Source organism: Nonomuraea spiralis, assembly GCF_014648435.1.
GTDB classification, from domain to species: Bacteria; Actinomycetota; Actinomycetes; order Streptosporangiales; family Streptosporangiaceae; genus Nonomuraea; species Nonomuraea spiralis.
This window is the reverse complement of sequence record NZ_BMRC01000019.1, coordinates 101,493-115,979: the sequence shown is the minus strand read 5'-3', so window position 1 is coordinate 115,979 and position 14,487 is coordinate 101,493. Positions and strand designations below refer to the sequence as shown.

15 protein-coding genes and 1 tRNA gene are annotated in these 14,487 nt (G+C 70.1%); 12 read left to right on the top strand and 4 right to left on the bottom strand.

What is annotated here, in order from left to right:
• Window positions 1-136 precede the first annotated feature (136 nt).
• From IEZ27_RS36455 to IEZ27_RS36405, 11 genes are all read left to right on the top strand, one after another.
• Window positions 137-1,510 carry a hypothetical protein gene (locus IEZ27_RS36455; RefSeq protein WP_189651419.1) on the top strand — a complete coding sequence of 458 codons (1,374 nt, stop codon included), beginning with the start codon at window positions 137-139 and terminating at the stop codon, window positions 1,508-1,510.
• An 88-nt stretch (window positions 1,511-1,598) separates the two neighbouring features.
• The gene (locus IEZ27_RS36450; protein WP_125636647.1) at window positions 1,599-1,925 is read left to right on the top strand and encodes a PadR family transcriptional regulator; all 327 of its coding nucleotides are present in this window, start codon (window positions 1,599-1,601) and stop codon (window positions 1,923-1,925) included.
• The gene (locus IEZ27_RS36445; protein WP_189651418.1) at window positions 1,922-2,866 is read left to right on the top strand and encodes a hypothetical protein; all 945 of its coding nucleotides are present in this window, start codon (window positions 1,922-1,924) and stop codon (window positions 2,864-2,866) included. The genes IEZ27_RS36450 and IEZ27_RS36445 overlap by 4 nt, the downstream gene beginning before the upstream one ends.
• An 18-nt stretch (window positions 2,867-2,884) precedes the next feature.
• A complete protein-coding gene (locus IEZ27_RS36440) occupies window positions 2,885-3,679 on the top strand; it encodes a uracil-DNA glycosylase (RefSeq protein ID WP_189651417.1) in 795 nt (264 codons plus the stop codon).
• Between the two features lie 95 nt (window positions 3,680-3,774).
• Window positions 3,775-5,091: an NAD(P)/FAD-dependent oxidoreductase gene (locus tag IEZ27_RS36435; RefSeq protein ID WP_125636650.1), complete on the top strand. Its 1,317-nt coding sequence runs from the start codon at window positions 3,775-3,777 to the stop codon at window positions 5,089-5,091.
• Between the two features lie 80 nt (window positions 5,092-5,171).
• Complete coding sequence (locus IEZ27_RS36430; RefSeq protein ID WP_125636651.1) at window positions 5,172-5,684, top strand: glycine cleavage system protein R; 513 nt, start codon at window positions 5,172-5,174, stop codon at window positions 5,682-5,684.
• A complete protein-coding gene (locus tag IEZ27_RS36425) occupies window positions 5,681-6,205 on the top strand; it encodes a peptide deformylase (protein WP_189651416.1) in 525 nt (174 codons plus the stop codon). The genes IEZ27_RS36430 and IEZ27_RS36425 overlap by 4 nt, the downstream gene beginning before the upstream one ends.
• A 49-nt stretch (window positions 6,206-6,254) precedes the next feature.
• A tRNA-Leu gene (locus IEZ27_RS36420) sits at window positions 6,255-6,330 on the top strand.
• A gap of 365 nt (window positions 6,331-6,695) precedes the next feature.
• Window positions 6,696-7,487 carry a Bax inhibitor-1/YccA family protein gene (locus tag IEZ27_RS36415; RefSeq protein WP_125636653.1) on the top strand — a complete coding sequence of 264 codons (792 nt, stop codon included), beginning with the start codon at window positions 6,696-6,698 and terminating at the stop codon, window positions 7,485-7,487.
• 158 nt (window positions 7,488-7,645) lie between these two features.
• Complete coding sequence (locus IEZ27_RS36410; protein ID WP_189651415.1) at window positions 7,646-7,870, top strand: DUF4287 domain-containing protein; 225 nt, start codon at window positions 7,646-7,648, stop codon at window positions 7,868-7,870.
• Window positions 7,871-7,926: 56 nt separating this feature from the next.
• Window positions 7,927-8,334 (top strand): PPOX class F420-dependent oxidoreductase, encoded by a 408-nt coding sequence (locus IEZ27_RS36405; RefSeq protein WP_125636655.1) that lies wholly within the window; start codon window positions 7,927-7,929, stop codon window positions 8,332-8,334.
• Between the two features lie 64 nt (window positions 8,335-8,398).
• On the opposite strand, the gene IEZ27_RS36400 is transcribed toward IEZ27_RS36405, so the two are convergent.
• From IEZ27_RS36400 to IEZ27_RS36390, 3 genes are all read right to left on the bottom strand, one after another.
• Window positions 8,399-9,616: an acetyl-CoA C-acetyltransferase gene (locus tag IEZ27_RS36400; RefSeq protein ID WP_125636656.1), complete on the bottom strand. Its 1,218-nt coding sequence runs from the start codon at window positions 9,614-9,616 to the stop codon at window positions 8,399-8,401.
• 74 nt (window positions 9,617-9,690) lie between these two features.
• Window positions 9,691-11,034, bottom strand: coding sequence for a PQQ-binding-like beta-propeller repeat protein (locus IEZ27_RS36395; RefSeq protein ID WP_189651414.1), 1,344 nt, complete (start codon window positions 11,032-11,034; stop codon window positions 9,691-9,693).
• A 90-nt stretch (window positions 11,035-11,124) separates the two neighbouring features.
• Window positions 11,125-12,063, bottom strand: coding sequence for an SGNH/GDSL hydrolase family protein (locus IEZ27_RS36390; RefSeq protein WP_229824668.1), 939 nt, complete (start codon window positions 12,061-12,063; stop codon window positions 11,125-11,127).
• 171 nt (window positions 12,064-12,234) lie between these two features.
• Between IEZ27_RS36390 and IEZ27_RS36385 the strand changes: the two genes are divergently transcribed.
• A complete protein-coding gene (locus IEZ27_RS36385) occupies window positions 12,235-13,605 on the top strand; it encodes a cystathionine beta-synthase (protein ID WP_189651412.1) in 1,371 nt (456 codons plus the stop codon).
• Here the strand turns inward: IEZ27_RS36385 and IEZ27_RS36380 are convergent, their stop codons facing one another.
• Complete coding sequence (locus tag IEZ27_RS36380; RefSeq protein ID WP_189651411.1) at window positions 13,606-14,454, bottom strand: NAD(P)-dependent oxidoreductase; 849 nt, start codon at window positions 14,452-14,454, stop codon at window positions 13,606-13,608.
• Between the last annotated feature and the right edge of the window lie 33 nt (window positions 14,455-14,487).

Sequence of the window (14,487 nt, the reverse complement as noted above, 5' to 3'; positions counted from 1 at the left end):
GCACGGAATGTGACGGCGTGGCGACCGTTCCCGAGCGCGTCTTTTCCCTCACGGAATGGAGCACTCTCACATGATGTCTGTTGGGTTAGCACGTAAGGCGGCGGCGTTCGGCGCCTCTGCCGCTGTGCTGGCCGCCATGGCAGCGGGTCTGGTCGCCAGCCCCGCGCAGGCGGCGACCGCGGCCGCGGCGGGCAAGGCCACCACGGCCTCCACCGCGAAGTCGGCCAAGGTGTCGGTCACCGCTCCGGCGGCCTCGTCGAAGGACTACCAGGGTTCCTGCCCGGTCAAGGTCAACTTCTCGGCCAAGATCAAGGTTCCCGTCAAGGGCAAGACCGAACTTGCCTACCGCTGGCTCCACGGTGACGGGTCCAAGGGCAAGGTCCAGGTGGTCAAGCTCAAGGGCCACGGCACCAAGTCGGTCACTGTCAAGGAGTCGGTGACCTTCAAGGGTGACGTCAAGGGCTGGGAGGCCGTCCAGGTCCTCGGTCCGAAGAAGGTCACGTCCAAGAAGGGCTACTTCTCGGTCTCGTGTGTGGACCTCGGAGGCGTCCGTACGGACAAGGACGTGTCTGTCTCGGCGCGCGCCTGGGCCGACCCGTCCTCCTACGCCGGTCCCTGCACCCCGGGTGACAAGATCGACTTCACCGGTCTGATCAGCGTCAACCAGCCGACCTGGGTCCGCTACCGCTGGATCCTGAACGGCGACGTCGTCGACCACGGCAAGGTCAAGGTCTGGAGCAAGCGCAAGGTCGGCTTCGGCATCTCCCCGCGTCACAGCCAGCGCGGCTGGGCGCAGCTGGAGATCGTCGGCCCCGACGACGCTCTGTCCAACCGCGCCTACTACAAGGTGTGGTGCAAGGACTCGACCCCCGCTCCCGCTGTCAAGGTCTCGGCCACCGACCTGGTGACCGCCACCAACAACATCGGCTGCAAGGTCGGCGCGCACGCCAACGTGAACGCGACCGGCCCGGCTCGGGTCCAGTGGACCTGGGCGGTCAACGGCGAGTCCGTGCTCAAGGGCGAGAGCGTCTTCTCGACCAGCGGCTCGAAGACCGTCGAGCTCCCTGACCGGGCGCTGACCGGCGAGGCGGCCAAGGGTGGCAAGATCACCCTGACGGTCACCGGACCGAACAACAGCGACTCGATCACGCAGTCGTACGCGGCGTGCGAGGCTCCCAAGCCCACCGCGTCCGTGTCGGCCGTGTCGGTCTCCGGCACCCGCAACGACATGTGCAAGGACAACCGTGGTCCCGGCGTGGACTTCTCGGCCACCCTGCACAGCACCGGCCCGACCACCGTCAAGTACTACTGGGTGGTCAACGGCGTCAAGGACGTCAACGTCCTGGAGCGTCAGGTCAACGGCGACCTCGCCGTGACCTGGGGCGTCGGTGGCACGAACAGCAGCAAGGAGACGAAGGGCACCATCGAGCTCGTCGTCGTCAGCCCGAACGCCGCCTCGTCGGGCGTCGCCAACTACTCGGCGACCTGCCCGGCTCCGGCCGCCGCCTAGGCTGATCATGTGACCGGGCGGCACCCTCACGGGAGCCGCCCGGTTCTCTTGTTGCCACTACTGTGCATTGCACAGTACTCTGCTTCGCGTGGATAGCAGCCAGTTGCTCAAGGGCGTGCTCGACCTGGCCGTCCTGGCCGTGCTCGACGAGCGCGACGGCTACGGCTACGACGTCGTGCGCAGGCTCAGGGAGGCGGGCCTGGAAGAGGTGGGCGACGCCTCCGTCTACGGCACGCTGCGCCGCCTGTTCAAGGCCGGCGCGCTCAACTCCTACGTCGTGGCCTCCGACGAGGGCCCTCACCGCAAGTACTACGGCCTCAACGAGGTCGGCCGCACCATGTACGCCGCCTCCGCCAAGCGGTGGACCTCGTTCGCGGCCACCATGGATTCCCTGCTCAAGGAGGGGCACGCATGACCACGCCGGAACAGTACGCGCAGGCCGTCCGCGACGCCCTGGCGGATCACCCGGACCGCGAGGAGCTGATCGAGGACCTCGACGACCATCTGGCCGAGATCGCCGCCGAGTCCGACCTGCCGCTGGAGGATCGGCTCGGGCCGCCCGCGGCCTACGCCGACGAGCTGGTGGCCGCCTACGGAGGCCGTCCCCAGAGCCGCCAGAAGCGCCGCCGGCGGCCCCGCGAGTACGCGGCGCGGGCGCATGCCGCGCTGCTGCGCCAGAAGCCGTACCAGGGGCTCGTGGCCTTCCTGCCGGAGCTGCGGCCCGGCTGGTGGGTGCTGCGCGGTTACCTGCTGGCCATGCTGCTGCTGGCGATCACGGCCCGCGGCGGCCTCGTCCCGGGCAACCTGGCCGAGTGGGCGCTCGTGGCGGCGGCCGTGTGGGTCTCGGTGTGGTTCGGCCGGGCCGGCGGCGGGCGCTTCGCCGCGCTGCTGGCGACGGGCGTCAACCTGGTCGCGGCGCTGGCGCTGCTCGTCGGCATGGCGGAGGCCTCCGGCGGTCGCGAGCAGCCGGTCGCGATGTCGGCGCCGGCCGACGTGATGCTGGTCGGGGGCAGCCTCGGCTTCTACAACATCAAGCCGTACGCCAAGGACGGCAGCCCGCTGACCGACGTCTACCTCTACGACCAGGACGGCAACCCGATCACGGTCGCCCCCGAGGAGCACGGCTTCACGGTCGACCGGTCGTGCGGCGAGCCGGTGCTCAACCGCTACCCGCTGCCGCTGGTCCAGCAGGAGGAGATGTTCGCCGACGACGGCACGTCCAAGGCCACGCCGTCCACCTGCCCGACCGCGACCCCGGTCCCCACCGGCCTGCCGTCGGCCGCGCCCTCAGGCGGGCCCTCTGCCGGGCCTTCGGGTGAGCCGTCCGCCACGCCCGTGCCGTCGCGGACCAGGTGATCGGGCACCATCGGTGTCATGAGCTTCGTACCTCCCGGCACCGGCTGGCCCGGCGACCCCGCCACCCCTGACACGCCGGTGGCCCATGACCCCGCGGACGTGCGCCGCCTCGCCGCCACCAGCAGCACCCTCGCGGAGCTCACGGCCGCGCAGTCCGTCTGCCGCGCCTGCCCGCGTCTGGTGGAGTGGCGCGAGGAGGTCGCGCGGGTGAGGCGGCGCGCGTTCGCGGACGAGACGTACTGGGGCCGTCCCGTCCCGGGGTGGGGGGCCGAGCGGCCGAAGGTGTTGCTGGTCGGCCTGGCGCCGGCGGCCCACGGCGGCAACAGGACCGGCCGCATCTTCACCGGCGACCGCAGCGGCGACTGGCTGTTCGCCTCGCTCCACCGCTGCGGCCTGGCGGCCAAGGAGACCAGCACGTACGCGGGCGACGGCCAGGAGCTCATCGACACCAGGGTCGTCGCGTCGGTGCGCTGCGCGCCCCCGGCCAACAAGCCCACGCCCGAGGAGAAGGCCACCTGCTTCCCGTGGATGGCACGGGAGATCGCGCTGGTCGCGCCGAGCGTACGGGCGGTGGTGGCGCTCGGCGGCTTCGCCTGGCAGGCCATGTGGCCCGCGCTCAGGGACGCCGGCTACGAGCTGCCCCGGACGCGGCCCGCCTTCGGGCACGGCGTCGAGGTGGAGGTCCGCCACGACGCCGCCCCCGTCACCCTGATCGGCTGCTACCACCCGAGCCAGCAGAACACCTTCACCGGCCGCGTCACCGCCCAAATGCTGGACGACGTCTTCCTCAGGGCCAGGTCACTGGCCGTGTGACGTGTCCCACCACCCCCGGATTGGACTCTCCGAGAGGCCCGGACGTAAGCTTGTGAATGCTTTCACAAGCATTCCACGAGGGATGGGGCCTCAGGATGAACAAGCACATCTTGATCGTCGGCGGCGGGTACGTCGGCCTGTACACAGCGCTCAGACTGCAACGCAAACTCCACCGCGAGCTGCGCGGCGGCGAGGCGCGCATCACGATCATCGACCCCCAGTCCTACATGACCTACCAGCCGTTCTTGCCGGAGGCGGCGGCGGGTAACCTCTCGCCCCGGCACATGGTGGCCCCGCTGCGCCGGATCCTGCCCAAGGTGCGCATACTCAACGGCACGGTCACCAAGGTCGACCACGCCGAGCGCGTCGTCACCTTCCAGCCCGCCGAGGGCGAGCCGCGCCAGGTGGCCTACGACGTGATCGTGATGGCCGCCGGGTCGATCTCGCGTACGCTGCCGATCCCCGGCCTGACCGACATCGGCATCGGGTTCAAGACCGTCGGCGAGGCCATCGCGCTGCGCAACCGCGTCCTGCACCTGCTCGACGTGGCCGAGTCGACCGAGGACCCCGAGGTGCGGCGCAGGGCGCTCACGTTCGTCGTGGTCGGGGCCGGCTTCGCGGGCGTGGAGGCGCTGGCCGAGCTGGAGGACATGGCCAAGGACTCCACGCGCTACTACCGCAACATCGGCCCGGCCGACCTGCGCTGGGTCCTCGTCGAGGCCACGAACCGGGTCCTGCCCGAGGTGGGCCCCGAGATGGGCAAGTGGACGCTGGAGCAGCTCCGCGAGCGCGGCATCGAGGTCAAGCTGGACACCAGGCTGGAGTCGTGCGAGGGCGGCCACGTCGTGCTCAGCGACGGCACGGAGTTCGACGCCGAGACCCTGGTGTGGACCGCGGGCGTCAAGCCGAGCCCGGTGGTCAACGACAGCGACCTGCCCCTGGACGAGCGCGGCCGGATCAAGGCCACCGCCGCGCTGACCGTCGCCGGCACCCGGGACGCCTTCGCCGCCGGCGACGCGGCGGGCGTGCCCGACGTGACGAACCCCGGCCAGTACTGCGCGCCCAACGCCCAGCACGCCGTACGCCAGGCCAAGGTGCTGGCCGACAACATCGTCCGTCACCTGCGTGGCGAGCAACTGGTCGATTACCGCCACAAATATGTCGGATCGGTCGCCGGTCTGGGCCTGCACCAAGGCGTCGCCAATGTCTATGGCGTGAAGCTGCGCGGTTTCCCTGCGTGGTTCATGCACCGCACTTACCATCTGTCGCGGGTGCCGACGCTGAACCGCAAGGTCCGCGTCGTCGTCGACTGGACCCTGGCCCTGTTCTTCAAGCGAGAGACCATCTCGCTGGGTGAGATGGAGCATCCGCGCGACGGCTTCAGGGCCGCGGTGGCGACGACCCGCCGCTAGCCCAGGTACGGCAGCGCCCCGGCGAACATCGCCGGGGCGTTTTCGGCACTCCTGAACGCGATGCGGAAGGGGTACCAGGGGTGGGGCTCTCAGCGGTGACAGTGCTCGGCGTGGACCGGCCCGGCGTGATCGCCGCCGTCACCGGTTCGCTCGCCGACTGCGGGGCGAACATCCAGGACTCGACCATGACGCTGCTCGGCGGCCACGTGGCGATGATGTTGCTGGTCTCCGGCGACCTGGACCCCGCCGAGCTGATGAAACGGCTGCGCGCCCCCGACCTGGTGGTCTCCGCCTCGGCCGTGGAGGCGCGGCGGCACTTCTGCGACGACGGCGGCGGCCTCGGCTACGTCCTGACCGTGCACGGCCCCGACCGGCCGGGCATCATCTCGGCCGTCAGCGCCGTGCTCGCCGCCGACAAGGGCAACATCACCGGCATGAGCACCCGGCTCACCGGCCGCCTCTACGTGCTCATCGCCGACGTCGAACTGCCCAAGCACGTGGACGTCGCCGCCCTCATGCGCAGGCTGGCGGCCGTCGGCGCCGGGCTCGACTCGGAGATCACCTTCCGTCCCGTCGAGCCGGACCTGCTGTGAGCGGCGCCAGGGGCACCCCGCGGCAGGTGCTCGGCGCCCCGCACCCGGCCCTGTCGGCCAAGGCCGAGCCGGTGGACCCGGCGGCCCCCGAGGTGGTGACCGCCGCCGCCGATCTCCTCGCCACCCTGCGCGGCCGTACCGCCGTCACCGGGCTGGCCGCCCCCCAGATCGGCCTGAGCTGGCGGCTGATCGCCTTCAACGCCTGGAGCCACCCCCGTGCCCGGTCGTGGGCCGGAGAGCTCGTCCTGATCAACCCTCGGCTCACGAGGGCCGCTCATTGGGACGGCGGGCGCGAGGGCTGCGCGTCCATCGCGGAGCTCACGGCGGACGTACGCCGGGCGACACGTATCACCGTACGTGGGCATTTGCCGGGCACGGGGGAGCCGGTCATCATCGAGGCGGACGCCTTCGAAGCCCGCTGCATTCAACACCAACTGGACCATCTGGACGGTCTACTCTTCTTGGACAGAGTGCCGGGAGCCCTATCACTTCACCGCAGACTTCACAGTTGTGACGCCTGATGCGAAGTTGTGCTCCTCGGAAGCATGGTCCGTTTCGTATGATTGCGGCGCCCCCGTAGCCCAATGGCAGAGGCAAACCCCTTAAAAGGGTTGTAGTGCGGGTTCGAATCCCGCCGGGGGCACCATTCTTAAGTGTCCCCGACCTGGGGTTTTCTCCGAGTGAAGCGTCTTGTCGCATCCGCCGGTTCACTACTGTTGTCAGCCCGTCACACAATGCTTCCAGTGGTTTGCCGGGAAGACCCGATGTGGAGGGCCATCCGGAAGATTTCGTTTTCATCACGAAACCCAACAGAACCCGGTTTCAATTGGCCGCCCCGGACTTCTTCGCGGCCGGCCCGGCGGCCCCCGGGCACGGGCCCGGTGACCTTGGGAACTTCCCCTGGACCGCGTTCGTTGTCCTCGCTGCCGAAGTCCCCCCGTACTTCGATCTGAGCGTGAGTTGACCTAGGTGCCGCCAGGCCCCGTAGGCTCGGCGCCACAGGAGGCAGCGATGGAGAGCAAGAACCCCGTTTTCAGCAGGTCGCGTCAGCAGCACGCGGGATGGGCCGGGCCGGCCCCGTCGCCCGACACGCTGCGGAACATGTACGACGCCCCGTCGTACGCACCCCCCGCCCCGCCCGCCCACCGGGCGATGACCCTCGACGACGTCGTGGTCCGGGGCTTCCTCACCCTGGGCGCGCTGGTCGTGGCCGCCGCCGCGGCCTGGATGCTCAACGTGCCGCCGGGGGTGGCCATCGGCGCCGCCGTCGTGGCCCTGATCCTCGGCCTGATCGCCTCGTTCACCCAGAGCGCCAACCCGGCCCTCATCCTGGGCTACGCGGTGTTCGAGGGCGTGTTCCTCGGCAAGATCAGCCAGGTCTTCGAGGGGGCCATCAGCGGCATCGTCCTTCAGGCGGTGCTCGGCACGGCCTTCGCCTTCGGCGCGGTGCTGACCGTCTACTCGCTGCGGGTCGTCCGCGTCACGCCCAAGCTGGTCAAGTTCGGCATGGCGGCCGCCATCGCGGTGGTCGGGCTGGTGCTGGTCAACCTGATCGTCGGGATCTTCAACGGCGTCGGGCTCGGCCTGCGCACCGACAGCCCGATCGGCTGGATCTTCAGCATCGTCATGATCCTGGTCGGCTGCTTCTTCCTGCTCCTCGACTTCGATGCGATCGAGCAGGGCGTGCGCCAGGGCGCTCCGGAGAAGTTCGCCTGGCAGTGCGCGTTCGGCCTCACGCTGAGCCTGGTCTGGATCTACCTTGAGGTGCTGCGCTTCATCAGCTATTTCACCGGCGACGACTGACCGTTCATCTCCAGGGGGCCTCGCCGTCACGGCGGGGCCCTCTCTTTGTGCGACCGGAAATCTACCTGCCGTCACAGAATGATGCCGAGCCGAGGGGTTGCCATTCGCACCGCGGTGTTGCAGTGTCGAGCAAAGGACCTTAATCCGCGGAGGTGCCCATGTCCTTGAACCACTCACCGGAGACGCAGACGAAGCTCATCGCAAGGGTCCCCACGATAACGGGACGCGAACTCCCCGAGTGGTTCCAAGCCATCGACAACGGCCCGGCTTTCCTGAGGTGCGACGAGCGGGCCAACTGGCTCGCCGACGAGCACGGGCTGACCCACGGCTACGCCGCCGCGATCGTGCTGGAGCACGAGCGGCACCGCCGTACCCGAATGTAGAGCCCTTCCACATCCCCGCGCCCGTGCGTCGAGCACGGGCGCGTCATCATGAACACATGGATCTGGACAAGGCACTCGGCTTCATCGAGACCAACCACCACGCAGTCCTGCTCACCAGTCGTCGCGGAGGGCACCCGCAGATGTCACCGGTGCTGGCGGGCGTGGCCGGCGGTCACATCGTGATCAGCACCCGCGAGACGGCGATGAAGGTGCACAACATCCGCCGTGATCCCCACGTCTCCCTCTGCGTCCTCGCCGACGGCTTCTTCGGGGAGTGGCTCCAGGTGGACGGCACGGCCGAGATCGTCTCGCTGCCGGAGGCGATGGACCAGCTCGTCGCCTACTACCGCGACATCTCCGGCGAGCACCCCGACTGGGACGCCTACCGCGAGGCCATGGTCCGCGACCGCCGCGTCATCGTCCGCGTCACCCCGCTCCAGGCGGGCCCGGACCGCCAGGGCTGACCCGGAACGACACGAGCGGCCCGGCACGCCCGTACGGACGCGCCTGGCCGCTCGCGGCACCGGTCTAGGACAGGCGCTCCAGCACCATCGCCATGCCCTGGCCGCCGCCCACGCACATCGTCTCCAGGCCGATGCTCTTGTCGTGGTGGCGCAGGCTGTTGATCAGCGTCGAGGTGATGCGCGCCCCCGTCATCCCGAACGGGTGCCCCACGGCGATGGCCCCGCCGTTGACGTTGAGCCGGTCGAGCTCGATCCCGAGGTCCTGGTACGACGGGATCACCTGCGCCGCGAACGCCTCGTTGATCTCCACGAGGTCGACGTCCTCGATCGCCATCCCGGCCCGCGACAGCGCCTGCTTCGAGGCCTCCACCGGCCCGAGGCCCATGATCTCGGGCGAGAGCCCGCTGACGCCGGTGCTGACGATCCTGGCCAGCGGCGTGATGCCCAGCTCGGCCGCCTTGACGTCGCTCATGATGATCACGGCCGCCGCGCCGTCGTTGAGCGGGCAGCAGTTGCCGGCGGTGACCGTGCCGTCGGGGCGGAACACCGGCTTCAGCCCGGCCACCCCCTCGTACGTGGTGCCGGCCCGGGGGCCGTCGTCCTTGCTGACCACGGTGCCGTCGGGGAGCGTGACGGGCGTGATGTCCTTCTGCCAGAACCCGTCGGCCAGCGCCTTCTCGGCCAGGTTCTGGGAGCGTACGCCGAACTCGTCCTGCTCGCGGCGGCTGACGCCCTTGAGCTGGGCCAGGTTCTCGGCGGTCTGGCCCATGGCGATGTAGATGTCGGGCACGGCGCCGTCCGCGCGCGGGTCGTGCCACGTCCGGCCGCCCTCGGCCGCCTTCTTCGTACGGGCGAGCGCGTCGAGGAAGAGCGGGTTGTGGGTGTCGGGCAGCGAGTCGGAGTTGCCCTTGGCGAAGCGGGAGACGGTCTCGACGCCGGCCGAGACGAACACGTCACCCTCACCCGCCTTGATCGCGTGGAAGGCCATCCGCGTCGTCTGCAACGAGGAGGAGCAGTAGCGGGTGACGGTCGTGCCGGGCACGGTGTCGAGCCCGAGCAGGACCGCCACCACCCGGGCCATGTTGAAGCCCTGCTCGCCGCCCGGCAGGCCGCAGCCGAGCATGAGGTCGTCGATCGTGTTCGGATCGAGCTGGGGCACCTTGGCCAGCGCCGCCTGGATCATCTGTACGGTCAGATCGTCGGGACGGATGTCCTTGAGCGACCCCTTGAAGGCTCGTCCGATCGGGGAACGCGCGGTTGCGACGATGACTGCCTCGGGCATGGCCCCTCCTTGTGTCCGGCGCTGATATTAGAACTATATTCCAGTCCTCCTCGCAAGCGCCTGGGGGGCCGGCGTCAGCCGTACATGCCGGGCGCGGTGGCGGTGTGGTCGTTGACGGCGTGCACGGCGCCCTTCTCGTCCCGCCACAGGCGCCAGCCGTCCTGGCTGCCGGTGAACCACGGGGGCGGGGCGCTCATCGGCGAGACCCGCTTGCCGGTGGCCAGGTCGTACTCGCAGATGGCGGCCGTGGAGTAGAAGCCGGGGGCCTGGGCGCGCAGCGGGAGCGGCTTGGGGTCGGTGACGCAGAAGGACCAGCCGCGCTCCTCGTCCACCCGCGCCGCCTTGCCGGAGGCCAGGTTGAAGGCGCTGCCCTTGGCGTCGTGCTTGAGGAAGCCCAGTTTGTCCATCCGGTCGGGGAAGGCCAGCCACCAGCCCGAGCCCGGCACGTCGGCGGCGGTGATCTGGCCGACCACCCGGCCGGTCTCGGAGTCGAGCCTGGCGAACCCGCCGTAGGCGCCCCGGCGGTCGACCGGCCGGACGACGGGCGCGTAGCCGGGGCTGCCGCTGGGATAGACGCGTACGACCGAGGGACGCATCCAGTTGACCGTGCCGTCGCCGATCCTGATGGAGAACAGCCCGAAGGTGGAGACCTGTTTGGTCTGGGGGTTGGTGTAGGGGGCGACGTAGCCGACCAGGTTGTCGCCGGTCGAGCCGAACGCCCATCCGCCCGACAGGTCGATGCCCGGCCCGAGCGCCTGCTCGATCGGCTGCTGCCACTGGAGCTTGCCGGTCTTGACGTCGTACGACTCGATCATGGGGTTGGCGGCCATCCGCAGCAGCAGGACCCGCTCGGCGTCGGACCACTCGACCTCGGAGATACCGGGCAGCCGCCACATCACCCGGCCCGTGGCCGGGTCGAGCACCACCATGCGGGCGTGGGTCAGGGCCGTGTGCTCGGACAGGCACAGGTAGGGCCCGCAGCGCTGCGGGCCGAACGTGGAGTGCATCGGCCTGGACCACTTCTGCACCCCGGACCGGGCGTCGCGGGCGACGAGGGTGGCGTTCCAGCGGCCCTTCCTGGCCGGGTCGAGCGCCACGATCACCCCCTGGCCCTTGGTCGTCTCCACGATCGCGGGGGCCGGGACGCCCATGCCGGGCAGGCGGCCGGCCATGGTGGCCGGGTAGGCCCACAGGCGGCGCCCGTCGTCGCGGCCGAGCGCCACGGTCTCCAGCGTGCCGTCGGGCTTCATGGAGGTCGTGGTGACCACGCCGGCCGCGGACACGATCCGGCTGACCGCGTTGACCTGGGTGTTCTGCCAGGAGGGGAAGTTCGCCGTGGCGGCGTCGCTGTCGGAGCAGGCCGCCAGGGCGAGGATGCCCGCGAGGGCCAGAGAAGGTTTCGTGAGGGGCCGGAGCACAGACAATTCACTCCAAAGAGGACGTGGAGTGACGGCTCAGGCTCGGAGGGTGACCGTGATCAGGCGTGGTCGAGCCACCCGCCGGACGCGCTAAGCGTCGGAAGGCGTCTCGCCGAGCCGTCGGCGGAACAGCGTGGCCCATTTGCCGTGCAGGCCCGTCGCCCGTCCGTCGACCCGGGTCGCGGTGACCTCGGTGCCGGGCTCCTCCGCGGCCGTTGCCGCCGCAAGATAGATCGGTTGGAGTCCTTCGCCCCGCGCGGGTCGCGGCTCAGGCCACAGCCCCAACGCAGCGCACACCGACGGTAGCACCGCGTAAGCGGCCTGCGCGTAACCTCGGTCAGATGGATGGAAACGATCCGGTCCGAACATTTCTGTCGGATTCGTATCGAATTCCGGGCCCAGAACGTCGGCGAACGCCACCGTACGGCCGCCCGCGTCCACGACGGCGACGGTCTGGGCGGCGGCGAGCTGGCGGCTCCACCGCCGGGTGACCCAGCGCAGAGGCTGGGCGATGGGCCGCACCGTGCCGAGGTCGGGGCAGGTGCCGACGACCACCTCGACGCCCGCCTCGCGCAGCCGCCGCACCGCCTTGGCCAGGTGACGCACGGCGGTGGCCGGCGACGTCTGCGTGATGATGTCGTTGGCCCCCACGAAGATCACCGCCACGTCGGGGCGCAGGGCCAGGGCGGCGTCCACCTGCTCGCCCAGCTCCGCCGAGGGGGCGCCCGACTTGCCCGCCACGAGCAGGTGCACCGGGCGCTCGGCCACCGCGGCCACGCCGTTGGCGAGCAGCACGGCGGGCGTGTGGCTGGGATCGGTCATGCCCAGGCCCACCGATGTGGAATCGCCGAGCATGGCCAGTTTGAGGGGGATTCCGGGAAAATCGCCGTAGACGCCGTCGGAGGGCGGTCCGTCCAGACCGTGGGGGCGGCCGATGGCCTTGCGCGCGAGCAGTCCTTCGGCGATCAGCAGGCCGTACGCCGTGGCTCCGAGAGCCGTCAGCCCGCCGCCGCCGAGCGCGGCCGCCATGGCGATCCTTCTGGCCGCACGTGCCATGCCTGCTGCCCAGACCACGTAGTGCCCTCCCGGTCGAACTCGGCGGTAGCGTTTGCTTGAAAACTAGCCGAGGGCCTGCCACCCCCAATGGATCTCGGCCTCGGGCAAGCTGATCAAGCTTCGGCAAAGAAGGTGAACACCTCGGTGCGCGTTTACGATTCCCTGGTCGACCTCATGGGGAACACTCCGCTCGTCCGGCTGCACAAGGTCACCGCGGGGATCTCCGCTCAGGTGCTGGCCAAGGTCGAATACTTCAATCCCGGCGGCTCGGTCAAGGACCGCATCGCGGTGCGCATGATCGAGGCCGCCGAAGCCTCGGGCGCGCTGCGGCCCGGCGGGGTCATCGTGGAGCCGACCTCCGGCAACACCGGCGTGGGCCTGGCCATCGTGGCCCAGCAGAAGGGCTACCGGTGCCTGTTCGTGGTGCCCGACAAGGTGGCCCAGGACAAGATCGCGGTGCTGCGCGCGTACGGGGCCGAGGTCGTGGTCTGCCCGACCGCCGTCTCGCCCGACCACCCGGAGTCCTACTACTCGGTCTCCGACCGGCTGGCCCGGGAGATCCCCAACGCCTGGAAGCCCGACCAGTACTCCAACGTCAACAACCCCGACTCCCACTACCACTCGACCGGTCCCGAGCTGTGGGAGCAGACCGACGGCCGCATCACGCACTTCGTGGCGGGCATCGGCACCGGCGGCACGATCAGCGGCACCGGCCGCTACCTCAAGGAGGTCTCCGGCGGCAGGGTGAAGATCATCGGGGCCGACCCCGAGGGCTCGGTCTACTCCGGGGGCTCCGGCCGGCCGTACCTGGTCGAGGGCGTGGGTGAGGACATCTGGCCGGCCACGTACGACACCGGGATCTGCGACGAGATCATCGCGGTGTCCGACAAGGACTCCTTCACCATGACCCGCCGGCTCGCCCGCGAGGAGGGGCTGCTCGTCGGCGGCTCGTGCGGCATGGCCGTGGTGGCGGCGCTGCAGGTGGCGGCCAACGCGGGGCCCGACGACGTGGTGGTCGTGCTGCTGCCCGACGGCGGCCGCGGCTACCTGTCGAAGATCTTCAACGACGACTGGATGGCCGACTACGGCTTCCTGACGACGAGCTCGGACGAGGGCCTGGTCGGCGACGTACTGGCGCGCAAGGGGCCAGGACTGCCGGAGTTCGTGCACGCCCACCCGCACGAGTCGGTCGGCACGGCCATCTCGATCATGCGCGAGTACTCGGTGTCCCAGCTTCCGGTCATGAAGGAGGAGCCGCCCGTCATGGCGGCCGAGGTGATCGGCTCCATCGTCGAGCGCGACCTCCTGGAGGCCCTCTACCACGGCAGGCTCGCCTCGGACGACCCGATCTCCGACCACATGTCGGCGCCGCTACCCACGATCGGCAGCGGCGAACCCGTCGCGCGCGCGGTCGAGGCACTGGAGAAGGCCGACGCGGCGGTCGTGCTGGAGGACGGCAAGCCCGCCGGGCTGATCACCAGGCAGGACCTGCTCGCCTTCCTCGCCAACCACTGATCAGGGCTTCCGTATCGATTCGATCACGGTGCCGAGGCCCTCGTGGCCCCGCCCCTCGGCGGCGGCGCGCTCGAAGAGCCTTCGCAGCGCGTCCGGCACCGTGCTCTCGACGCCGGCCTCGCGCAGCGCGTGCACGACGTGGCCGATGCCGGCGAGCTGCATGTCCAGGGAGTTCAGCTCGCCGGGGTAGGTCCCGGCGGCGAACTCCTCGGCCAGGATCGTGGCGAAGCCCATCACGCCGTCGCCGCCGAGCTGGGTGAAGGTCTCCCGGACGAACGGCAGGAACTCCAGCGGGGAGACCCCGGCCGTGCGCAACATCGCCATGGCGTGCATCTGGCTGGTCAGGCTCGACCAGAAGATCAGCAGCAGCGACTGGTAGTACATCATCGCCAGGCCCTCGTCGGCGCCCACGTACGTGATGCCGCCGAGGGACTCCAGCGTCGCGGCGTGCCGGTCGAGCACGTCCTTGGGGCCGCTGTAGAAGGAGTAGGCGCCCGGCTGCCCGATTCCCGGGGGCGGGACCATGATCCCGGCGGTGATCAGCGTCCCGCCCCGCCCGGCCACCCAGCGGGCCGCCGCGCGCAGTTCCTCCGGGGTGCCGGAGCTGAGGTTGACCAGCACCTTCCCGTCCAGCCTCGCCTCGCCGAGGCTGTCGTACATGGCCTGGTAGCCGATCTGGCTGATCACCAGGAGGTCGCCGTCCGCGGCCGAGGCCGCGTGCCTGGCGCCCCGGGCGACCAGCGGTTCTGTCTTGCTCGCCGTACGGTTCCACACGGCCACGTCGAAACCGGCGCCGAGGAACGTCTCGGCCATCTTCGACCCCATCGGGCCGAGTCCCACAACTGTCACCTGAGTCATGACAGGGAGCCTGCGGCACCCCTC